This is a genomic window from Nocardia sp. 852002-20019_SCH5090214, assembly GCF_001665865.1.
GTDB lineage: Bacteria > Actinomycetota > Actinomycetes > Mycobacteriales > Mycobacteriaceae > Nocardia > Nocardia nova.
In genome coordinates, this window is sequence record NZ_LZMK01000368.1 from 316,112 (window position 1) to 338,752 (window position 22,641).

The window sequence follows — 22,641 nt, forward strand, 5'->3', positions numbered from 1 at the left end:
CTGTTCCTCGGGAAGCGACGGTCGGCACGACGCGTCGCACAACGCTGGGCGATCGCGCCGCGATATCGAGCGTAGCCGCTTTTTCCCGGCCGGAGAAAATAATTTGGGAACTTTCCCGGGTCTCGGCGGGACCGTCCGCCGGGCTAGGATCGACGATCGGTCCTCGGGCGAAGACCAGGTAGGAGTGTGTGATGGCGTCGAAGGCCGCCGGGCAGCGTCGCTGGCCCACCCAGGAGCGCGCCAAGGCGACCCGGGAGCAGATCCTCGACACCGCCGCCCGGCTGTTCGGTGAGCGTGGGATCGCCAACACCTCGACCAACCGGATCGCCGCCGAGGCGGGGATGAGTATCGGCACGGTGTACCGCTACTTCTCCGACCGCACCGTCATCGTCGAGGAACTGCTCGCGCGGCTGCTCGAGAACATCGAAAAGCGCGCCACCGACAGCATTTTCGACCGCTCGGACGCCACCATGCACGAGCTGACCGCCCGCCTGCTGAACTCGATCGCCGAGGAACTGGTGGCCAATGCGCTCCTGGTCCGGGCACTCGTCGCCGGGGTGCAGTTCTACAGCAGCGGCATCCCGGAGTTCGAGCCGCGGCTGCGGCTGCTGATCAAGGTGCTGCTGATCCAGGTACTCGGCCCCGGGGACGATCACGAATACGACGTGATGACCTTCGTCATCATCAATACCGGCTTCTCCGCGGTGCTGCGGGCCTCGGCCATCGAATTCGACGAGCGGCAACGCCGCGAGGCCATCGATATGACGGCGCACATGATCGGCGACTGGATCGAAGCCGAGGCCGCGCGGCGCAGCGGCGAGGCGCGCGTGCCGCGCCTCAGATGACGGTGCCGATATCGGTGGCGACGATCCGGTCGAGGGCGCGTTCGGCGACCGCGGCGATGGTCATCGACGGATTGCAGGCCGCGGTACTGCCGGGAATCAATGCGCCGTCGAGGACGTAGAGACCGCGCGTGCCGTGGACCCGGCCCTCCAGATCGCACACTGTGCCCATCGGCGCGCCGCCCAGCGGATGCCAGGTGCTCGGGGCCGCGGCATTGGTGTCGAGCACCGTACTGCCGGGTCCGGCGATGGCATGGACTCGAGCGGCGATGCGCTGCTGCAGTGCGGCGTCGGCATCGGCGGGCCAGTACAGTTTCGCGTCGTCGGTGGCCGCGTCGTAGGCGAGATGTCCACGGCCGTCGGTGATTCCGAATCCGACCAGCATGGTCGAATGCGCGTCGACGCCGGTCGGCGGAATCGACGCCTGGATCACGGTGTTGGCGACGGCCGGGTCGTCCCACTCCTTGCTGCCGTAGACCACCGGCCCGCCCTGGGCGGTGCCGAAATCGTCGGTCGCGCTGGTCCAGGTGAAGATCCGGTCGCCGTTGTTGCCCCACTGGCCCCCGAGGCCGTCGGGCAGATCCGGGATCTGTCCCTTCGCGGCGGCCCGCAGCAGCAGCTTGGTGGTGTTGATACTGCCCGCGGCCATGATCAGCGCCTGCGCAGTGAGGACGAGTTGTTCGACGACCCGTCCGGTGGTATCGATCCGGTCGACGCTGATCTGCCAGCGGCCGCCGGGCGTTCTCGCCACATCGGTGACCTCGTGCTGGGTTCGCACGGTGGCGCGGCCCGTGGCCTCGGCGCGCGCCAGATAGGTGACATCGACGGAGTGTTTGCCGCCGTTGTTCACCCCGAGCGCGCAGTCGCCGTTGATGTAGGACGGTTTCATCTCGCCGCGCACCTCGCGCAGCGCGAAGCTCCAATCGATCGGCATGGGGATCTTCGACAGCTCGTAGCCGGCTGCGCCGACGTTGCGCGCGAACGCCCGGGAGGGCAGATAGGTGGGGCTGTCGATCAATTCGTCGGGCGCGACATCGGCGCCCAGCATCCGCGCCACCCGCGGATAGTGCTCACGCGCCATCAGCGCGTAGTCGAGTTCGGCGGGGAAGACCGCGGCGAAGGTCGCCTCGGTGGGCTGCAAAGTCATGCCCTGGTACACCAGGGAGCCGCCGCCGACGCCCGCGGCGCAGACCGCGGTCATGTTCTCCCCGACGACGGCCTCCAGCAGGCCGGTGTACGGCTCGACCGCCACCGGCACGCCCAGCACCTGCGGCGCGGACCGGTACCAGAGCATGCGCTTGTCCGGGCGCGACGGATGCGGGAAGGTGTCGGCATCGGGGCCGGTGCGCCAGCGCATCCCGCGTTCGAGGACCAGGACGTCGACGCCGGCCTCGGCCAGCCGCAGCGCGCTGACGCCGCCGCCGAATCCGGAACCGATGATGACGACGCGATGATCTTCCCTGGTCAGTGGGACGGACGTGCGCCGTCTCCCGGTGGTCATCCAGGGCTGGGCGCTCGCGGTGGCCGCGGTGGCCAGAGTCAGACCGGCGGTGGTGGCGCCGAGCAGAAAGGAGCGTCGCTTCATCGGGGGCATGCACTCTCCATCAAGACCTACAGGTACGTAATATCGGTCGCGAGGTTCGCTCCGGACGCGAAAGCGGGGTGCGTGCCGGACCGGTGCGACCGAATCCAACCGGACAATTGTCTCCGGTTGCTAGCGCAGTCTGTACGACCCGGCCGGTCTCGTCAACTGCAACTTGTTTCAGTTGAGGTCGCGAGACTCCGCGATCGCGAAATCCGTACGCGCCGAACGACACCGGGCTCCGGCGTCGGCGTCGGTCCGCGATGCCGGGTCGCGGCACGCGTGCGGTAACGTCGGACAGATGACCGCGTCACCCCGGGCCAATCGAGGGCCGAAGGCAGCTGCGGCGAACCGACGGGCATTGGTTCGCGCGGCGCGGGAGGTGTTCGCCGAGAACGGTTTCGACGCTCCGATGAACTCGATCGCCCGCGCAGCGGGAGTGGGCCCGGGCGTGCTGTACCGGCATTTCCCGACCCGCGAATCGATGATCCTGGCGGTGTTCGACGACAACATCGTCGAGATCGAGGAGGTGGCCGATCGGCCGGGGACCACGGCGGTGGATCTGCTGGATTTCATCGTCGACCAGATCGCGGTCTCGGCCGGCTTCATCGCCACCATCGACCCCACCGGCTTCGACGATCCCCGGCTGTTCGAGGTGTCGCGCCGGCTCGTCGACCTGATCGGCGCCAAATTGGCCGATGCCGATTCGCGCGGTTCGCTACGACCGGAACTCACCGCCGAAGACGTCGTGACGGCTCTGGCCATGCTGGCGGCCGTGCTGATCAAAACCGAACTTCCGGCGCGCCGGGCCACCGCGCGGCACGCTTGGCGCCTGCTGATGCGCGGGCTCAGCCGCGAATCCGGCGACTGAGGTGCGTCTGGTCAGCGCAGGCTGAGCGGCAGGCGCTTGATGCCGTGCACGAAATCGCTGTGCACGTAGTCCGGTTCGCCGACGTCGAAATCCGGCAGCCGGGTCAGCAGTTCCCGGAACAGATGCCGCAGTTCCATTTTCGCGAGTTGCCTGCCCAGGCAGAAGTGCGGGCCGGGACCGCCGAACCCCACATGCGGATTGGGGGAGCGGGAGAGGTCGAATGCGTGCGGGTGGTCGAAAACGGCGGCATCGCGATTGGCGGAACAGTAGAACAACACCAGCTTCTCACCTGCCGCGACCGGTGTCCCGGCAACCTCGGTATCGACGGTCGCGTGGCGCGCGAAATGCATCACCGGCGTCGCCCAGCGCACGAATTCCTCGATCGCGCCGTCGATGCGCTCATCGAAATCCGCCAGTAACCAGGCCCGCTGCGTGGGATGTGCGGCCAGCGCGGCGAGGGCATGCGAACTCGCCTGTTTGGTGGTGTCGTTCCCGGCAGAGCCGAGCAGCACCGTGAACGCGCCGATCTCCTCGTCGCTGAGGCGGTGCCCGTCGACCTCGGCGGCGACGATCCCGGACATCAGATCCTCCCGCGGCCGCTCGCGCCGGCGCCGCGCGAGATCGATGCCCGCCCCGGTGAGCACCGCCAGCTGCCTCATCAGGTGCGGGGCGCGTTCGGCCAGGCTCGCGTATTCCTCGTCGGTCGTGCTGAACAGGCTTTCGACGGCGAAGGCCACCGGTTCCCGGTCTGCCGGGTCCAGTCCGATCATGTCGGAGATGGTGCGCATCGGCAGCCTCTTGGCGTAGGTTGCGGCGAAGTCGACGGTGCCGTCGGCCCGCAGGTCGGCGAGGAGTTCGTCGACCACGACGGCCGCGTTGGCGCGGATCTGAGATTCGATGCGGCGCACCTGTTTCGGGGTGAACGCCGAGCTGATCAGTTTGCGGTATCGCGTGTGTTCGGGTGGATCCATCGTCAGGAAGAACGAGATGGCGCGTTGCATCTCGGCCGGCATCGGATCCATGCTGATGCCCATCCGGGAACAGAAGATCTCCGGATGGCGGCTGATCTGCTGGATATCGGCATGGCGGGTGACGGCCCAGTAGCCGCGCTCCTCGTGCGGGAAGATCGACTGGACGGGCGGATGCCAGCTCAGGCCCGGTTCCGATCGCAACGTCGCGAAGGTCCGGTCACGGGTGCGGAAGTTGTTGCGCCAGAACGTGGAATCGGAGATATCGAGCTCGTGGAAGCTGCGCCGGGACGCGCCCGGTCGATCGGCGGACATCGGGGACGCCGGTTGTCAGGCGGCCAGGTCGGACGATTCGAACGGTGCGAAGAAGGCACCCATCCCGCCGGCGGCCAGGACGTCGCCCAGCGCGATGAAATCGTAGCTGCCACCGGACTTTCCGGCGACCGCGCGCACCTCGGCCAGGATGTCGCCGGTGTCGTGGCGCAACAGCCGATGCCGGGCCCGGGCCAGATCGTGGGCCGGCACCTGCGCTTCGGCGTGGGCCAGCATCAGATGCAGGCACAGCTGCTGGGCCGGGGTCGCCGGACCGGGCGGGCGGCCCGAGGACAGATCGTCCGCCAACTGGTCGAACGTCTGGGCCAGATAGAACAGGAAGACCGGGCGCGGGCTGTGCAGCAGGACGGCGCGCACCTCGTCGCCGAGCAGGTGCGCCGCGGTGCACAGCGCCGCGGCGAGCCGCGGGGTCGGTACGGTGCTGTCGAAGTCGCTCATCTGTTCTCTCCCAACCACTTCAGTACTGCGTGCTGCCCTGGTCCACCGGGATCGCCGCCGCGGTGAGATACCGGGATTCGTCGGAGGCCAGCCAGCAGACGGTATCGGCGACGTCCTCGGGTTCGAGTACCCATGTCGGCAGAAAGGGCGTCATCATGTGGGCCAGTTGCGGATTGGTTTCCATGGCGGCGCCCAGCCGGGTCACCATCTCGCCGGTGCCCATCGCCGAATTCACCGGCCCCGGATGCACGCTGTTCACGCGGATGGCGTGCGGGCCGAGTTCGGCCGCCAGCGCGCGGGCCATCCCGGTGACCGCGTGTTTGCCGGCGGTGTAGTGCACCATGAACGGCTGCATCTTGATCCCCGCCGCCGAACTGATCAACACGATCGACCCGCCGCGCCCACCCTCGACGATGTGCGGCGCCGCGACGGCCACGGTATTCCACGTGCCCGTCACATTGATGTCGATGACGTCGCGGAAGGACTGCGGGGTGATCGCATCCCACGGTTCCGGGACCGCGATCCCGGCGTTGGCCACCACCACGTCGAGCCGGCCGAATTCACTCACCCCCTCGTCGACGGCCTTGCGCATACCGTCGAGGTCGCGGGTGTCGACCGCCGCGGCACGGATCCGCCGGCCGGTCGCCTCCACGAGGCGGACCGTCTCGGCCAGATCCGCGCCGGTCGCGGAATCGTAAGGGACGCAGGGCGGTAGCGGTCCCGCGATGTCGACGGCGATGATGTCGGCGCCCTCGCGCGCCATCCGCACCGCGTGCGCGCGGCCCTGCCCACGGGCGGCCCCGGTGATGAATGCGACCCGGTCGGTGAGTCTGCCGGTCACGTGCCCTCCTGTGGCCCGATGCGGAATGGCTGCGGCGAGAACGGGTGTCGATTCAGTGGGCGGTACCTCCGGTACTCGGCCGGTTGTAGTAGCGCAGCAACACCAGTGCCAGGACGAAGGCCACGGCGGACGCGGCGGCGAACACGTAGAAGATGTTCGTATAGGCGGCACCGTCCGGAAGCTGCGCCAGCGGACCGGTGTTCAGTTTACGTTCCTCGACGTGTCCGGGGGCGTTGATGTGCAGAATCAGCGGGTTGGCCGACATGACCGCCGCGACGGCGGCGGTGGCGGCCGCAGTGCCGAAACTGTTGAAGGCTCCGTACATTCCGGCGCTGATGCCCTGCTGTTCCTGTGGCACCGCCTCCACCACCATATTGGGCAGGGTGCCCAGATATGCTCCCGCACCGACACCGATGATCAGCGCGATCAGCGCCATCTGCCACACGCTGTCGTGGAAGCGGGCGAACAGCAGACATCCGATCACGAACGCGATGGTCGAGGCGAGATAGGGCTTGAGCAATCCGATCCGGGTCGACATCCAGCCGCACAGCGGGGCGACGAGCACGTACACCAGCGCCAGGCCCAGCATGGCCTGCACGGTGAACTGCAACAGCGTCAGACCGAAACCGGGAAGCGTGCCCTCCACCGAGAAGTATTGCGTGACAGCCGATGTGGGAACGTTGATATGCATCTGTTCGGAGGCCTGCTTGGCGGCCTCGGCGGCCGCGCCGTCGACGATCTGCTTCTTGATCGCCTCACCGTCGGCTCCGCCGGGTGTCTCCGCGAGATAGCCCATCGCATACGACAGGCCCTGCATGACACCCACGGACAAGAACGCCGCGGCGAGGATGCCGGCGAACCGCGGGGCGCGCAACAACTTCGGATCCATGATCGGTTCCGGGGTGATCAGCTCCCAGACGTAGAAGGCCACCAGCAGGACCACGCCGCCGAAGAGCCAGGCCAGCGCCGACAGCTCGCCCCAGCCCCAGGTGGCGCCGTTGCTGAGATAGATGAGCACACCGGCGATGCCGGCGCCGAGCAGCACCGCGCCGAGCAGGTCGATCTTGACCTTGGCGCGCAGCTTGGTCTCGGGCACGAACAGTGCCAGCGGCAGGATCGTCACCACGGTCCAGATCACGCAGAACCAGAACAGTGAACGCCAGCTGTAGTGGTCGGTGAGGATGCCGCCGATCAGCGGGCCCAGGATCGCGCCCACGCCGGTGCCGCCGCCCGCGAGCGCGATCGCCATGTTCAGGTGGCGGCGCGGCGCGAGATCGCGGATCAGACCGTAGGACACGAAGATCGCCGGGAAGGCCAGTCCCTGCAGTCCGCGGCCGAGCAGCATCAGCACCCAGTTCGAGGTCAGGGCGTCGATGAGGCAGCCGATGATCGACAGCAACAGGCAGAACAGGATGATCTTCTTCTTGCCGACCAGATCGGACAATTTGCCGAAGACCGGTACCGCTACGCCGCCGATCAGTGAGTACAGCGTGGTCAGCCAGGTGAGCTGGCCGGCGTTCTGCTCCGGGAAGGATTCACCGATGAAGCGGGCGCTGAGACTGATGAACGTGAAATGGAACGGGACGATCTCGGTGCTCGCGACGATCGCCACGATGATGAGGACGACACGGAGCGTGGAGGCGTTTTCCAGGCGTCCGGTGTCGTTGTCATCGGGGCTTTCGACGCTGGTGGTCGCGGTTGCCATGGGTAGTTCTTCTCCTTCACCGCCACCCGTGCGTCGGCTCGCTGCGGCCTGAGTGCGGTGAATCACATAATAGACATGTGAGAATCTAGTTTCCACTAAATGAGAAGTAGATTTCTGACCGTTATCCCGCGGACTGCAACCGGCCCACGAATTCGGCCACGTCGTCGGTCGCGGGGTCGTAACCCGGGAAGTAACAGCAGATGTCGCGGGCGTACTCGCCGAAGCGGGCGTGAGCCTGGGCCGCACAGTCGGCGGGAGAGCCGACCAGCGCGAGGGTCCGGACCATGGGCTCGGTGATCAGTGCCCGCATCTCGGCGTAGCGGCCCTGTTTGGACAGGGCGTTGAGTTCGGGTTGCAGCTCACCCCAGCCCTCGGCGTCGAGGACCGGGCGGTAGGCCGGAGTGGACGCGTAGAAGGCGATGAGCCGCGCGACCGCGTCGACGGCGGCGGCCAGTTCGGGCGCGGTGCGGCCGAGCGCGACCATGGCCTGGGCGACCACCTCGAAGTCGTCGAGCGTGCGCCCGGATTCGGCCAGCCCGCGCCGCAGCGCCGGTACCGTGCGCCGGGTGAAATGAGTGGCACTGTTGAACGGCATGACCAGCAGCCCGTCGGCCGCCTCGGCGGCGGTGCGGGTCATCACCGGTCCCAGCGCGCCCATCAGCACCGGCGGCGGGCCGAACGGATTGGGGCCGGGATCGAACGTCGGCGGCATCAGCGTGTGGGTGAAGAACTCGCCCCGGAAATCCAAGGGCGCGTGACCTTCCCACGCCGCGAGGATGGCCTTCACCGCCGCCACCGATTCACCCGTTCGCCGGGCCGGGCGTTCCCACCGGCTGCCGTAGCGCTTCTCGATGTGCACCCGGATCTGCGACCCCAGGCCCAGCCGGAACCGCCCGCCGCTGAGCGCCTGCAGATCGTAGGCGGTGTGCGCCAGGTGCAGCGGACTGCGCGGGCCGGCGATGGCGACATTGGTCATCAGCCGCAGATCGGTCTCCGTGGCGGCGAGAACCAGCGGCACGAAGACGTCGTGCGGGCCCTCGAAGGAGAAGATGCCGTCGGCGCCGAGCGCGGCGATCGCCCGGGCGCTCTCGCGGGCGCGCAGTGGCGAACCCTCCACCTGCAGATGCACTTTCACCGGCGATCCTTCCGTTCGGTGGCATCACGCTAGCGGAAGGGGACGCGGCTCAGTCCGGATGCGCAGCGGTGAGACGTTCGGCGCACTCCCACACCTCGCGTTCGCGAGCCGGATCGTAGGACTCGGGTGAGGACTCCGTGACCCGGTGGCGATCGATGTAACTGCCGGACTCGGCCGGGACGGATCCGGTGACCACCGCGGCGAGGCGCCGGCCGGCGGTCTTCGGCGTGCTCGCCAGCGGGGTCCAGGTGAGCGCGCGGGCGAGGCGGCGGGCGGCGAAGCGCTCCAGGCGGCCGGCGTTGCGGGTCAATTCCGTGCCGGGGACGAAACCCGGGTTGTAGGAAAGGATCTCGACTCCGGCAGGAAGTCGGCGTGCGTACTCGTGCACCAGATAGATCATGGCGAGTTTGCTCGTCGAGTACGCGGTGCGGCCCGCTGCCGTACTCGACGGATCGGCGAAGGCGCCGGGGTGGGCCAGCACATCGGGGGAGTGCCACACCGGGCCGGGCACCATGCCCAAGTTGTGCCGCAGATCGCCGAAATGGGTGTCGCTGACGGTGATCACGATCCGCGACGGCACGACGAAGCGGTCGCCGAGCAGGCGCAGCAGCAGGTGGTTGGCCACGACGTTGACGGCGAAGGTGGCCTCGAGTCCGTCCTCGGTCGCGATGGTCGCGTCGGTGTACTGGATGCCGGCATTGCCGACGAATCCGGCCAGCGGCGGCACCTCGCCGCGATCGAGCATGTCGTGGATTCGCCGCGCCGCCGAACGGATCCCGGCCAGCGACGCGAGGTCGGCCTCCACATGCGAGGCCGCGTATCCCGCACCGGACAATTCCGCGCACACCTGTGGGCCGGACGCGCCGCGCGCCAGCACCAGCAGGCGGGTATCGGGTGCGAGGCGCAGGATCTCCCGGGCGGCGATCCGGCCGATTCCACGTGTCGCGCCGGTCATCACGAGGGTGTGCATGCCACGACGGTAGCTCGCGCGCGGCTTGTGCGCCCGGCAGCGGATCGGCGGTCCGCCGTCGTGGCACCGCTAGCCGAGCGCGCCGCGCAATGGCGGCGAGGGCGGGAAGGTGACCGGGAGGGCGGTCAGGGCGCGGTGGAAAGGCCCTGGGCGCCAGCGGAGTTCGTTCACCGGCACGGCCAGCTCGATATCCGGCAGCGCGTCCAGGAGCTGGTCGACGGCGTCCTGGGCGACCAGATAGCCGATCTGCCGGGCCGGGCAGGCGTGCGGCCCGGCGCCCCACGACAGATGGGAGCGGTTCCCGTTGCGGTCGCCCTCGCGCACCTGCGGATCGTTGTTGCAGGCCGCGATGCCGATCAGCACCGGCTGATGCGCGGGCAGCCACACGTCCTCGACGAGCATCGGCTGCCGCGGATAGCTCGCGCAGTAGTTCACCAGCGGGGGATTGTTGAACAACACCCAGTCCAGCGCGTCGCGGGTGGTCAGGGCGCCACCGAGCAGGCTTCCGGAGAACCGTTCGTCGGTCATCATCAGCAGCAGGGCGTTGGCGACCAGATGCACCTGCGGTTCGATCCCGGCGCCGAACAGGCTGACCAGCTGGTTGATGACCTCCTCGTCGTCGAGACCGCTGTCGTGCGCGATCAGCCGCGAGGTGATGTCGTCGCCCGGGTAGGCGCGCTTGCGATCGGTATGTTCCTGCAGTGCGGCGGCCAGCATCCGGTTGCCCGCGGCCGCGTCGCCGGTCGCGTCGAAGATGGCGGCCATCCCGGCCGCGACCCGCTCGGCGATATCCGGTTCGATGCCCAGCATCGTGTTCAGGTTGGCCGACACCAGCGGATGGATGTACTGGGTCAGCAGATCGGCGTGGCCCTCGGCGCTGAAGGAATTGATCAGCGGCATCGCGATCTGCTCGACGACCGTGTGCACCGTGTGCAGATCCACCCCATCGATGGCCGCGACGTTGGCGGCGCGAAAACGCGCATGCTCGGGACCCGTGTTGCGCAACGCATTCGGGCGCCACTCGAGCATCGGCAGAATCGGGCTGTCGGCCGGTACGGTGCGCTGCCAGGTACGCGGGTCGGCCGGGAAATGCTCGGGATCGTTGAGAATGCCGAGGGCGGCCTGATAGCCGATCACCAGTGTCGCCGGCACGCCGGGGGCGAGCTCGATCGGAGCGAAGGAGCGGTGGTGGCCGCGCATGCGGTCGTATCCGCCGCGCGGGTCGGCGGCGAATTCCTCGGTGTAGATGGGAACACGCGGTCCGTCCGGGGCGATCGGTGAATTGTGTGCCACGGGGCACCTGTTCGACGACGATTCCAGCGAATGCGGCGTGGTCACAGAAGACAACTCCAAACGGTCGTGGTGGACGACGACGGCGGCAGCCGCCACCGTCGTGAAGCCAAAAGCGTTGGGCCGAACCATAATCTGAGGTACGGGGGCCGATGATACCTACCGGCGTGCCGGTTGCGCAGCGGAAGCCGGGCATCGGCTACGTGGCCGACGCCCGGCTTCCGGGCCAGTGATGTGGTATTGGCTCTGTCGCTTCGTGGCCGGTCGTCGCAGACTGACCACTATGACAACTCTGCTGATCATCGCGGTCGTGGCGGCGGTGGCGGCCGGCCTGTTCGACAGCGTGGCACCGGGCGCCGACCGCGAGCGGTTCCGGTGCGCGCTACGGCAAGCCAGGCATTCGCTGACCGATTGGGATGCCGCGCGCGAGTAGGCCCGCGCGCGGCCGAACTCATCGGTCGTCGTCCGAGCGACCGCCCGGCAGGAACTCCTGTGCCTTCGTCTTCATGCCCTGCGCGACCAGATGCCAGGCGTTCGGATCGCCACGCAGCACCGCTTCGGCAGTCGCCTTCATCTGATCCCAGGTGGCGTGCGGCGGGATCGGCGGCACCTCGGGATCACAGCGCACGTCCAGCAGCGTCGGCCGGTCGGCGGACAGGGCGCGTTCCCAGGCCCCGGCCAGCTGCTCCGGATCGTCGACCTCGATCGCCGCGAGTCCGAAACAGCGCGCCGCGTCGGCGTACGAAATGTCCGGAAGCGATTGGGAATCCTCGAATTTCGGTGAACCGCCCATGGACCGCAGTTCCCAGGTCACCTGGTTGAGGTCGTTGTTGTGGAAGACGCACACCACCAGTCGCTTGTCGTCCCAGCGTTCGGCGTAGCGCGCGATGGTGATCAGCTCGGCCAGCCCGTTCATCTGCATCGCGCCGTCACCGACGAGTGCGATCACCGGCCGGTCCGGATGGGCGAATTTGGCGCCGATCGCGTACGGCACGCCGGGGCCCATGGTGGCCAGCGTTCCCGACAGCGACCCCCGCATGCTGCCGCGGAACTTCAGGCACCGCGCGTACCAGTTGGTCGACGATCCGGAATCGGCCGTGACGATGGTGTTGTCCGGAATCTGTTGCGACAGTTCCCAGACCACTCGCATCGGGTTGACCGGTTTCGCGGCCAGCGTCGACTGCCGTTCGACGGTTTCCCACCACCGCGCCACATTCGACTCCACGGTCTCGCGCCAGGACCGGTCACCGACCGGCTTCAGCAGCGGAATCAGCTCGGCCAGAGTGGCTTTCGCGTCACCGACCAGATTGACCTCCGTCGGATACCGCATGCCGATCATGGTGCCGTCGATATCGATCTGCACCGCCCGGGCCTGATCCAGCGGGGGCAGGAACTGGCTGTAGGGGAAGTTGGAACCGACGATCACCAGGGTGTCGCAGTCGCGCATCAGCTCGTAGCTGGGGCGGGTGCCGAGCAACCCGATCGGACCGGTGACGAAGGGCAGGTCGTCGGGCAGCACATCCTTGCCGAGCAGCGCCTTGGCGACCCCGGCGCCGGTGATCTCGGCGAGTTCGGTCACCTCGCGCGCGGCCGAGCGGGCACCCTGGCCGACCAGGATCGCCACCTTGGAACCGGCGCTGATCACCTCCGCGGCGCGCTCGATCTCCGCGCGCGCGGGCACGACCACCGAATGCATCTCGGCGGGCGGGCTCGACGGCACCTGCTTGAATTCGTGCTGCGGCGGTTCGTAGCTTTCCTCCTGCAGATCTGCCGGAATGATCACCGCGGTGGGCGCGCGCCGGGTCCACGCCGTGCGGAACGCGCGGTCGAGCGCGTTGGGCAGCTGTTCGGCGACGTTCACCTCGACCAGATATTCGGAGGCCACGTCCTTGTACAGGCTCTGCAGGTCGATCTCCTGCTGGTAGCTGCCGCCCATCGCGCTGCGCGCGGTCTGCCCGATGATCGCCACCACCGGCACATGGTCCAGCTTCGCGTCGTAGAGGCCGTTGAGCAGATGGACCGCGCCCGGACCGGACGTGGCCATGCAGACACCGACGTGCCCGCTGAACTTGGCGTATCCGGTGGCCTGGAACGCCGCCATCTCCTCGTGCCGGGCCTGCACGAACGTCGGCCGGTCCTCGGTGCGGCCGAAGGCGGCGACCAAGCCGTTGATGCCGTCACCGGGATAGGCGAAAACTTGTTTCACGCCCCACTCGTTGAGCCGGGCCACGACATAGTCACCAACCTGTTGCGCCATATCCTCTCCTGTCCTGTCCGGGTCGATCCCACGGGAATTGCCCTGCGTGCCCTGGTCGCCGGGCGGGTACCCGCGGTAGTCGAACTCAACCGCGGCCGACCGGCCCGATCGCGGTCAGTGCCGGGTCATCCGGGCGACGGAACCGGCCACCGATTCGACACAGCGCGACATCCACGCCTGCGGGCTGTGCCGGTGGGCCCGGCCGTCGAAGTCACCGTGTGCGCCGAAGTCGTGGCCGTGTTCGTCGTCGAGCGGGCGCCACAGATTGTCCGGCCGGTCGGTCTCGTCGGCGTCGGTCTGCTGCGAGTCGTAGCCGGTGCGCGCCAGATAACGGTCCAGCACCGCCGGCGCGAGCCGCTGCGCGACGACTGTGCCGACCGTGCTCGCGCCCACCCAATATTGTTTGCGTTCCGGATGCTCGGCCGCGAAGGCGATGGTGTCGGCCACCACCTCGGGCTGGTAGATCGGCGGCACCGGCTGCGGCTTCTTCGGCAAACGCGAACGCACCCAGGAGAATTGGGGTGTGTTGACCGCCGGCGCCTGCACGATCGTCACGTGTACGCCGCTGTGCTCGTGCATCAGCTCCACCCGCACCGCCTCGAGAAATCCGTTGACCGCGTGCTTGGCGCCGCAATAGGCCGATTGCAGCGGGATCGCCCGCTCGCCGAGAGCCGACCCGACCTGCACGATGGTGCCGCGATTACGCGGGCGCATCCGGGCCAGCGCCACCATCACCCCGTGCACCGAGCCGAGATAGGTGACCTCGGTGACGCGGCGATACTCCTTCGGCTCGATCTCGGTGAAGGGGGCGAAGACCGAGGTGAACGCCGAATTCACCCACACGTCGATCGGACCCCACTGCTCTTCTACGCGGTCGGCGGCCGCCTCGACGGCGTCGTAGTCGGCGACGTCGGTAGGGATCGGCAATGCCGTACCACCGGCTCGTTCCACGTCCTTCGCCGCGGCGTCCAGTCCGGCGCGCCCGCGGGCCAGCAGCGCCACGCGGGCACCGTCGGCGGCGAAGCGCCGCGCGGCGGCGCGCCCGATTCCGGCACTGGCTCCGGTGACGACTACGACGGGTGACTGCGCGCTCACTCGGTCTCCTCTCCTCGCGCGGTTGTCCGGCGCCCCGCCGAAGGCTGCTGCAGGGGCGTCGCATCTGCGGCGTACCCGCGCCGTGCGCCGTTATTCGGGCCGGGATCGCCTGCCATCGTGTCCGATTCGGCGGGTGTGACCTGCGGTCGACCGGGTACCCGCGCGATGTCCGGCCGCCCGCGGCGAGGTGCGGCCGCACCACATCCGGCCGACCATGACAGGGGTGCACGAATGACGATTTCGGATCGCGCGGCCCGCCCGCACCGCGGCTCGAATCGAGACCGATGGCCGCTGCAGGCACTCGAAACCGCCCTGAAGGAGGCGGTCGACGGGGAGGTCCGTTTCGATTCGGGTAGTCGCGCCACCTATTCCACCGACGCCTCGAACTATCGCGCTCTGCCACTGGGCGTGGTTGTTCCGCACACACCGGAGGCCGCCGCGATCGCGGTCGGAATCTGTCGCGACCACGACGTCCCCTTGCTCTCCCGTGGCGGTGGCACGAGCCTCGCCGGGCAGAGCTGCAATACCGCGGTCGTGATCGACTGGACCAAATACTGCCATCGGCTGCTCGGCGTCGACCCTGAAACGCGCACCGCCGTGGTGGAACCGGGGATCGCGCTCGATCCGCTCAATCAGCAGTTGAAGTCGTCCGGGCTGATGGTCGGCCCCAAGCCGTCGACTCACGTCAGTTGCACGATCGGCGGAATGATCGGCAACAACTCGTGCGGTGCCACGGCACAGGCCTACGGAAAAATGGTCGACTCCGTGCGCCGGCTCGAGATCCTCACCTACGACGGATTGCGGGCCTGGGTGGGTGCCGAGGACCCGATCCCGGGCGCGAATCCGGAGGCCGACGAGCTGGTCCGCCGGCTGCGGGAGATCCGGGACCGCTACGCCGACGACATCCGCGCCGCGTATCCGGACATTCCCCGCAGGGTCTCCGGATACAACCTGGACGCGCTGCTGCCGGAGCGAGGATTCGATATCGCGAAGTTCCTCGTCGGCAGCGAAAGCACACTGGTGACCGTGCTGCGCGCGGAGATCGAGCTGGTCCGGGTGCCGGCCGCCAAGGCGATGGTCGTGCTCGGCTTCCCCGACGTCTATCACGCCGCCGACGCGGTCTTCCGCATCCTGCCGCACGACCCCGCCGCCCTCGAGGGCCTCGACCATCGCCTGGTCCAACTGGAGCACAGCCAACATCTGGCGGCGAAGGCCATCTCCCAGTTGCCCGACGGGAAGGCTTGGCTGATGGTGCAATTCGACGGCGACGACCAGAAGCAGGCCGACGCGCGGGCGAAGAAGATGATCGCCGATCTCGAACGCGCCACCGGCGCGAGCTCCACCATCCTGGACGATCCCGACCGCGAGGCCGAGGTGTGGGCCGCCCGCGAGGCCGGACTCGGCGCCACCGCCTATCCGCCCGACGGCCCGGAAACGCACGAGGGATGGGAGGACGCCGCGGTCCCGCCCGAGCGGCTCGGCGACTATCTGCGCGACTTCGACGCGCTGCTCGAGGAATTCGACTACGAATCCAGTTCGCTCTACGGGCATTTCGGTCACGGCTGTGTGCACACCCGCATCCCGTTCGACCTGCGCACCGCCGACGGGATCGCGCACTACCGGCGCTTCGTCGAACGGGCCGCACGCCTGGTGAGCAGCTACGGCGGGTCGCTGTCCGGCGAGCACGGCGACGGCCAGTCGCGCGCCGAACTGTTGCCGATCATGTTCGGCGACAAGGTGGTTCGCGCCTTCGGTGAGGTGAAGGCGCTGTTCGATCCGCGCAACCGGATGAACCCCGGCAAGATCGTCCAGCCGCATCGACTGGATTCGGATCTGCGCCAGGGTAGCGACTACCGGCCGTGGGAACCGGTGACGCACTTCGCCTTTCCCGACGACGATCACCGCTTCAGCGAGGCGGCCGGACGCTGCGTGGGTGTCGGCAAATGCCGCGGCGAGAGCAGCGGGGTCATGTGCCCCAGCTACCGCGCGACGCGGGAGGAGGAGCATTCCACTCGCGGGCGGGCCCGGCTGCTGTTCGAAATGCTGCAGGGCGAGGCGATCACCGACGGCTGGCGATCCACCGAGGTCCGCGACGCGCTCGATCTGTGCCTGGCGTGCAAGGGGTGTCGCAGCGATTGCCCGGTCGATGTCGATATGGCCACCTACAAGGCCGAATTCCTGTCCCACCACTACGAACACCGGGTCCGGCCGATGGCCCACTATTCGATGGGCTGGATTCCGCTGTGGGCCCGGCTCGGCACCTCGATGGCTCCGCTCGCCAACGCCGTGACCCACACCCCGGGTCTGCGGCGCCTGGTCTCGGCCGCGGGCGGCATCGCGCAGGAACGGGAAATGCCCCGCTTCGCGCGCAGCCGGTTCACTCGCACCTTCCGCAACCACACGAGCTCCACCACCGGCGAGCGCGGCACGGTGCTGCTGTGGCCAGATACCTTCACCAATAATTTCGAACCCGGAATCGCCGAAGCCGCGGTGACTGTGCTGGAGGCCGCGGGCTTCTCCGTGATCGTGCCCGAGCGCACCGTCTGCTGCGGTCTGACCTGGATTTCCACCGGCCAGCTGCCCACCGCCAAACGCGTACTGCGCCGCACGTTGCGGGTGCTGGCGCCGCAGTTGCGCGACAGCACGCCGATCGTCGTCCTCGAACCCAGCTGCGCGGCCGTGTTCCGGGCCGATCTGCCCGAACTGCTCTACGGCGACCAGGACGCCGAGCGGCTGTCGAAACAGACCTACACGCTCGCCGAACTGCTGGCCGAGCGGGCGCCGGACTGGAACCCGCCGCACGTCGACACCGCGGCCATGGTGCAGCCGCACTGCCACCACCACGCGATCATGCACTACGACACCGATCGCGAACTGCTCTCCTCGACCGGCGCCGACGTGCAGGTCCTCGATGCCGGATGTTGCGGTCTGGCAGGCAATTTCGGCTTCGAACGCGGCCACTACGACGTCTCGGTGGCCTGCGCCGAGGACAAGCTGATGCCGGCGGTGCGCGAGCGTGATCCGGGCACCGTGGTGCTCGCCGACGGATTCAGCTGCCGGACCCAGATCCGGCAGCTGCAACCGGACGCCGATCCGCGCCACGCGGTCGAACTGCTGGCGGCGGCGCTGGCGGCGAAGGGCCAGGGATGAGTGCGGCGACCATCGACGAGTCGGTCCGGGTCGGGGTCTACCGGTTTCCGACGCCGGAGCCGGAAGCCGACGGCACCCTCGAATGGGAGGCGACCACCGCGGTGACCGTCGAGATCGACGCGGGCGGCCAGACCGGGCTGGGGTGGACCTACAGCGGCGGCGCCACCGCGGCGATCGTGCGCGAGGTGCTCGCCCCGGTCCTGGCCGGGCGTTCGCCGCTCGATATCGGCGACTGCCGGATCCGGATGCAGCGCGCCTGCCGCAATCTGGGCACCGCTGCCGTCGTCGCACATGCGCTCAGCGCCGTCGACATCGCTCTGTGGGACCTGAAGGCGCGCCTGCTCGACGTGCCGCTGAGCCGGCTGTTCGGCGCGGTGCGCCCGGCGACACCGGTCTACGGCTCGGGCGGATTCACCACCCTCACCGACGACGAGCTGGGCGAGCAGATCGACGGCTGGCTGTCGGCGGGTTGCCGGTGCGTCAAGATCAAGATCGGGGAGGATCGTGGCGAGCGGACCGAGCGGGACCTCGAGCGGGTGTCTTTCGCGAACGGTCTCCTCGGCGACCGCGCCCGCCTGATGGTCGACGCGAACGGCGCCTACTCCGCCGCTCTGGCCCGCCGGGTCGGCGCCGACCTCGACCGGCACGGCGTGATCTGGTTCGAAGAGCCCGTCACCAGCGACGATCCGCCCGGGCTGGCGTTGCTGCGGGCGGCGCTGCGCTGCGATGTGACCGCCGGCGAATACGTCTACCGCCACTACGACGCGGCCGCGCTGATCGGCTCGGTGGACTGCCTGCAACTCGATGTGACCCGCTGCGGCGGCTACAGCGGCTTCCTGGAATGCGCCGCTCTCGCCGCCGCGCACGGCCTGGACATCTCCGCCCACTGCGCGCCCTCGCTGCACGCCCCGATCGTGTCCTCGTTCGCCCATCTGCGTCACGTGGAATGGTTCATCGACCACGCCCGGCTGGAGCCACTGCTTGCCGACGGCGTGCCCGAGGTCCGCGACGGTGTACTCGCGACCGGCCGGGGCGCCGGGCACGGTATGCGGCTCGCGGACTCGGCCGGAAAATTTTCGGTCGACGGCGCCGGCCGGCGGTGACGGGGTGCGTCCGGGCGGCCGAATACCGGCGCGGCTGCTGGGTAACCGCCGGACATGGCAGCCATCGGATATTTTCTCGCCAGCGAACAGTTCGGACCGAAAGAACTCGTCGAGCAGGCCCAGCGCGCGGAACAGGCGGGTTTCGAGCGGCTGTGGATTTCCGATCACTTCCATCCGTGGAACGACGCCCAGGGCCACAGCCCGTTCGTCTGGGGCACCATCGGCGCGCTGTCGCAGGCCACATCGCTCCCGATCACCACGGCCGTGACCTGTCCGACGGTGCGCATCCATCCCGCGATCATCGCCCAGGCAGCGGCCACTGCGGCCGTGCAGCTCGACGGCCGTTTCGTGCTCGGCGTCGGCAGCGGCGAAGCGCTCAACGAACACATCTTCGGCGATCCGTGGCCGCCGCCGGGGGAGCGGCTGCGGATGCTGGCCGAAGCCGTGGACCTGATCCGCCGCCTGCACCGCGGTGACGTGGTGACCTATCGCGGCGAGCGCTACACGGTGCAGGAGGCGCGGATCTACACGTTGCCCGAACAGCCCGTGCCGATCTATGTATCCGGATTCGGCCCGCAGGCAACGGAATTGGCGGCGCGCATCGGCGACGGCTACTGCACGAGCATGCCCGACGCCGAGCTGGTCGACCTGTTCCGCGACAGCGGAGGTGGCGCCAAACCGGTGCAGATGGGCACCAAGGTGAGCTGGGCGGCCGACGAGGAGGCCGGCGTCGACGCCGCCCACCGGCTGTGGGCCAACGAACTGCTGCCCGGTCAGCTGGGCCAGACCCTGCCGCGCCCCGCCGATTTCGAGGACGCGATGTCGTTGCTCGACCGCGAGGCGTCGCGGCAGCACTTCGCCGCCGGGCCGGACCCGCAACGCCACATCGACCAGTTGCGCACCTGTGTGGACGCGGGCGCGGACGAGATCTACGTCGGCCAGATCGGGCCGGATCTGGAGGGCTTCTTCACCGCATACGAGAAGGAAGTACTCCCGGCCCTGCGCTGAGCGAGACGCAATCACTATCGGCACCGAGGAGAGGCGAATCGGATGGATCACTCACGGGCCCCCGTGCCGGACGCTTGGGCCGAATACCGCCAACTCGGCCGCTACGGCTTCACTCCGCCCGGCCATCGGCAGGGCGCGGGCGCCGATCCGCGCGTGCGCGAGGTCCTCGGCGGCGTGCTGGCGGCCGACATCCTCGCCGCGCCCGGTCTCGACGACCGGCTCTCGCGCGGCGGCTATCGGGTATCCCGGTGATCGTGCCCGGGGAACTGGTCGACGCCGCGGTCGTGGACTAGCTGGGGTCCGGAGTGGAAAACGGGATGAATGTGCCGGATCCGGCCGATCCGAGCTTGCGCACGCTGCGGGTGGTGGCCGAGTGACCGTCGAGGGCCGGTAAAATGGGTGGTTCTGGTGTGTCCGAGGGATGCACAATCGAACCGTTTGCCCCCTTACCGTGCTAGGAGACTGTTGTGATCACCGCGACCGACCTGGAGGTCCGGGCCGGAATCCGCACCCTGCTCACCGCGCCGGGGTCGGCGCTGCGGGTGCAGGCCGGTGATCGGATCGGTCTCGTCGGCCGCAACGGCGCGGGCAAGACCACCACCCTGCGCATCCTGGCCGGTGAGGGAGAACCCTACGCCGGCAAGGTGATTCGCTCGGGCGAAATCGGCTATCTGCCGCAGGATCCGCGTGAGGGAAATCTCGATGTGCTGGCGCGCGACCGCGTGCTCTCGGCGCGGGGACTCGACAAGCTGATCCGCGATATGGAGAAGCAGCAGGCACTGATGGCCGAGGTTGTCGACGACGCCGAACGCGAGAAGGCGGTGCGCAAGTACGGCCGGCTCGAGGAACGATTCTCGGCGCTGGGCGGCTACGTCGCCGAGAGCGAGGCCGCCCGGATCTGCCACAGCCTCGGTCTGCCGGATCGGGTGCTGGGCCAGGCCCTGCGCACGCTGTCGGGCGGTCAGCGCCGTCGCATCGAGCTGGCGCGCATCCTGTTCTCCGCCTCCGACGGCTCCGGCGGCAAATCCGATACGACGCTGCTGCTCGACGAGCCCACCAACCACCTCGACGCCGACTCCATCACCTGGCTGCGGGGCTTCCTGCAGAACCACGACGGTGGCCTGATCGTCATCTCCCACGACGTCGACCTGCTCGCCGACGTGGTGAACAAGGTGTGGTTCCTCGACGCCGTGCGTGGTGAGGCCGACATCTACAACATGGGCTGGAAGAAGTATCTCGACGCCCGCGCCACCGACGAACAGCGCCGCGTCCGCGAGCGCGCCAACGCGGAGAAGAAGGCCTCCGCGCTCAAGCAGCAGGCGGCCAAACTCGGTGCCAAAGCGACGAAAGCCGCTGCGGCACACCAGATGGTCAAGCGCGCCGAGCGCATGCTGTCCGAACTCGACGACGTGCGCGTGGCCGACAAGGTGGCCCGCATCAAGTTCCCCGAACCCGCTCCCTGCGGCAAGACGCCGCTGATGGCCACCAACCTCACCAAGCTCTACGGGTCGCTGGAGATCTTCACCGGCGTGAACCTGGCCATCGACAAGGGCAGCCGGGTCGTGATCCTCGGCCTCAACGGCGCGGGCAAAACGACCATGCTGCGTCTGCTCGCCGGGGTCGAGCCGCTGACCGCCGGGCAGATCGATCCGGGACGCGGCCTGCGCATCGGCTATTTCGCGCAGGAGCACGACACCCTCGACGACAACGCCACCGTCTGGGAGAACATTCGCCACGCCGCACCGGATGCGGGGGAGCAGGACCTGCGCGGGCTGCTGGGCGCGTTCATGTTCACCGGTCCGCAGCTGGACCAGCCCGCCGGCACCCTGTCCGGCGGTGAGAAGACCCGGCTCGCGCTGGCCGGCCTGGTGTCCTCGGCGGCCAACGTGCTGCTGCTCGACGAGCCCACCAACAACCTCGATCCGGTCTCGCGCGAACAGGTCCTCGACGCGCTGCGCAGCTACGCGGGCGCCGTCGTTCTGGTCACCCACGACCCGGGTGCGGCCGAGGCCCTGAACCCGGAACGGGTGATCATGCTGCCCGACGGCACCGAGGACCACTGGTCGCAGGACTACCTGGAGCTGATTCAGCTGGCCTGAGCGTGGCGAATGCTTCCTGCGACGCGCCGAGACACGCCGAAAGATCCTCGCAATCGGTGAGTTTCATCACAGTGAGGCGTTGATCACTGCGGATCGAGTGTCTAGCCTGGAGTGAGGCTGCACGGCGACCGGAGGAAGCCATGAGTGACAGGCCCGCACAGGGGAAGTCGATGTTGGGTAAGGGCACGCGCGTCACGGGCAAGTCGCGCGACCGGCTGCAGACCCAGCTCAAGAAGCAATACGAGGCGGGCGCCAGCATTCGTTCGCTGGCGCGGGAGACCGGCCGCTCGTACGGATTCATACACAACGTGCTCGTGGAGTCGCATGTGCAACTCCGCAGCCGTGGTGGTGCCAACCGGCGCAAAGCGGTCAGCAAGGCCTGACCCGCCCACTCGCCCGAAGCGGCCGATCGGCTTCCGCGGTCGTCGGCGTCTTCTGCCGCTCCGCCGGAGTTCACGCGCGGTGGGCGTTGCGTTCGGACCACCACTGCGGCGCGTCGACGAAGTGGTTGTCGTATTCGTCCTGGGTGGCGGCGAGTTCGGCGAGGGTGGCCTCGCCGGAGGCCACCCGCTCGAGCAGCCGGAAGTAGCCGAAGCGCTGCACGGCCGGGGTCAGCGCGATGAGGATCCGCGCCGGTGAACCCGGGGCGGCGCCGAAGGCGTGCGGCATGAACCGCGGCACCGTGATCGCGCCACCCGCGGCGACCGTCGTGATCTGCTCGCCCGCGAGCACCTGCAATTCGCCCTCGGCGACGTAGAACAGCTCGTCGGACAGCGTGTGGTAGTGCGGAGTCGCCCCGTCGGCGCCGGGGGCCATCGTGACCTCGAGCGTGCTGACGCTGCCGCCGGTGCGGTCGGAATCCAGCAGCAGCCGCATGGTCACGGCGTCGGTCGCGCGCACCTCGGCCTCGGCGGGCTGGACGACGGCGGCGGGAATGCGGGGTGCGGTGGTCAT

The 22,641-nt window shown here is 68.6% G+C and carries 20 protein-coding genes; 9 read left to right on the forward strand and 11 right to left on the reverse strand.

The annotated features are described in order from the left end of the window. Nucleotides 1-191: 191 nt before the first annotated feature. The gene (locus tag A5780_RS29940) at nt 192-845 is read left to right on the forward strand and encodes a TetR/AcrR family transcriptional regulator (RefSeq protein ID WP_064910524.1); all 654 of its coding nucleotides are present in this window, start codon (nt 192-194) and stop codon (nt 843-845) included. Here the strand turns inward: A5780_RS29940 and A5780_RS29945 are convergent. Further along, a complete protein-coding gene (locus A5780_RS29945; protein ID WP_064910526.1) occupies nt 838-2,436 on the reverse strand; it encodes a GMC oxidoreductase in 1,599 nt (532 codons plus the stop codon). The two genes, A5780_RS29940 and A5780_RS29945, sit on opposite strands and share 8 nt — an antisense overlap. Before the next feature lie 289 nt (nt 2,437-2,725). On the opposite strand from A5780_RS29945, the gene A5780_RS29950 reads away from it, so the two are divergent. Next, a complete protein-coding gene (locus A5780_RS29950; RefSeq protein WP_063013962.1) occupies nt 2,726-3,295 on the forward strand; it encodes a TetR/AcrR family transcriptional regulator in 570 nt (189 codons plus the stop codon). A gap of 11 nt (nt 3,296-3,306) precedes the next feature. On the opposite strand, the gene A5780_RS29955 is transcribed toward A5780_RS29950, so the two are convergent. The 7 genes from A5780_RS29955 to A5780_RS29985 all read right to left on the reverse strand — a co-directional run bounded on the left by A5780_RS29955 (nt 3,307) and on the right by A5780_RS29985 (nt 10,978). Further along, nucleotides 3,307-4,578, reverse strand: a complete 1,272-nt coding sequence (locus A5780_RS29955; protein WP_064910528.1) for a cytochrome P450 — start codon at nt 4,576-4,578, stop codon at nt 3,307-3,309. Between the two features lie 15 nt (nt 4,579-4,593). Beyond that, complete coding sequence (locus A5780_RS29960) at nt 4,594-5,034, reverse strand: hypothetical protein (RefSeq protein WP_030514557.1); 441 nt, start codon at nt 5,032-5,034, stop codon at nt 4,594-4,596. A 19-nt stretch (nt 5,035-5,053) separates the two neighbouring features. Then, nucleotides 5,054-5,875: a mycofactocin-coupled SDR family oxidoreductase gene (locus tag A5780_RS29965; RefSeq protein WP_063013964.1), complete on the reverse strand. Its 822-nt coding sequence runs from the start codon at nt 5,873-5,875 to the stop codon at nt 5,054-5,056. A gap of 52 nt (nt 5,876-5,927) precedes the next feature. Next, nucleotides 5,928-7,580: an MFS transporter gene (locus A5780_RS29970; RefSeq protein WP_063013966.1), complete on the reverse strand. Its 1,653-nt coding sequence runs from the start codon at nt 7,578-7,580 to the stop codon at nt 5,928-5,930. Nucleotides 7,581-7,701: 121 nt separating this feature from the next. Then, entirely contained in the window at nt 7,702-8,715 is a 1,014-nt protein-coding gene (locus A5780_RS29975) for a TIGR03617 family F420-dependent LLM class oxidoreductase (RefSeq protein ID WP_064910530.1), read from the reverse strand. A 49-nt stretch (nt 8,716-8,764) separates the two neighbouring features. Beyond that, nucleotides 8,765-9,685: an SDR family NAD(P)-dependent oxidoreductase gene (locus tag A5780_RS29980; protein WP_063013970.1), complete on the reverse strand. Its 921-nt coding sequence runs from the start codon at nt 9,683-9,685 to the stop codon at nt 8,765-8,767. 69 nt (nt 9,686-9,754) lie between these two features. Next, nucleotides 9,755-10,978 (reverse strand): cytochrome P450, encoded by a 1,224-nt coding sequence (locus A5780_RS29985; RefSeq protein ID WP_082976800.1) that lies wholly within the window; start codon nt 10,976-10,978, stop codon nt 9,755-9,757. Nucleotides 10,979-11,258: 280 nt separating this feature from the next. On the opposite strand from A5780_RS29985, the gene A5780_RS40400 reads away from it, so the two are divergent. Then, on the forward strand, nt 11,259-11,408 hold the full coding sequence (locus A5780_RS40400; protein ID WP_156511336.1) for a hypothetical protein: 150 nt from the start codon (nt 11,259-11,261) through the stop codon (nt 11,406-11,408). Nucleotides 11,409-11,426: 18 nt separating this feature from the next. Here A5780_RS40400 and A5780_RS29990 read toward each other — a convergent pair whose 3' ends face one another. After that, complete coding sequence (locus A5780_RS29990; RefSeq protein ID WP_063013972.1) at nt 11,427-13,232, reverse strand: thiamine pyrophosphate-requiring protein; 1,806 nt, start codon at nt 13,230-13,232, stop codon at nt 11,427-11,429. A 114-nt stretch (nt 13,233-13,346) separates the two neighbouring features. Then, nucleotides 13,347-14,327, reverse strand: a complete 981-nt coding sequence (locus A5780_RS29995; RefSeq protein ID WP_063013974.1) for an SDR family oxidoreductase — start codon at nt 14,325-14,327, stop codon at nt 13,347-13,349. A 231-nt stretch (nt 14,328-14,558) separates the two neighbouring features. Here A5780_RS29995 and A5780_RS30000 point away from each other — a divergent pair, with 231 nt between their 5' ends. The 6 genes from A5780_RS30000 to A5780_RS30025 all read left to right on the forward strand — a co-directional run bounded on the left by A5780_RS30000 (nt 14,559) and on the right by A5780_RS30025 (nt 22,070). Next, entirely contained in the window at nt 14,559-17,477 is a 2,919-nt protein-coding gene (locus tag A5780_RS30000; protein ID WP_064910532.1) for an FAD-binding and (Fe-S)-binding domain-containing protein, read from the forward strand. Further along, on the forward strand, nt 17,474-18,580 hold the full coding sequence (locus tag A5780_RS30005; RefSeq protein ID WP_064910534.1) for an enolase C-terminal domain-like protein: 1,107 nt from the start codon (nt 17,474-17,476) through the stop codon (nt 18,578-18,580). The genes A5780_RS30000 and A5780_RS30005 overlap by 4 nt, the downstream gene beginning before the upstream one ends. Before the next feature lie 54 nt (nt 18,581-18,634). Beyond that, nucleotides 18,635-19,588 (forward strand): TIGR03557 family F420-dependent LLM class oxidoreductase, encoded by a 954-nt coding sequence (locus tag A5780_RS30010; protein ID WP_064910535.1) that lies wholly within the window; start codon nt 18,635-18,637, stop codon nt 19,586-19,588. A 42-nt stretch (nt 19,589-19,630) separates the two neighbouring features. Then, complete coding sequence (locus A5780_RS30015) at nt 19,631-19,840, forward strand: hypothetical protein (protein ID WP_197521916.1); 210 nt, start codon at nt 19,631-19,633, stop codon at nt 19,838-19,840. A gap of 215 nt (nt 19,841-20,055) precedes the next feature. Beyond that, nucleotides 20,056-21,687, forward strand: coding sequence for an ABC-F family ATP-binding cassette domain-containing protein (locus A5780_RS30020; protein WP_063028031.1), 1,632 nt, complete (start codon nt 20,056-20,058; stop codon nt 21,685-21,687). 140 nt (nt 21,688-21,827) lie between these two features. Then, nucleotides 21,828-22,070 carry a helix-turn-helix domain-containing protein gene (locus tag A5780_RS30025; protein ID WP_051042699.1) on the forward strand — a complete coding sequence of 81 codons (243 nt, stop codon included), beginning with the start codon at nt 21,828-21,830 and terminating at the stop codon, nt 22,068-22,070. 70 nt (nt 22,071-22,140) lie between these two features. Here the strand turns inward: A5780_RS30025 and A5780_RS30030 are convergent, their stop codons facing one another. After that, nucleotides 22,141-22,641, reverse strand: a complete 501-nt coding sequence (locus A5780_RS30030) for a cupin domain-containing protein (protein WP_064910614.1) — start codon at nt 22,639-22,641, stop codon at nt 22,141-22,143.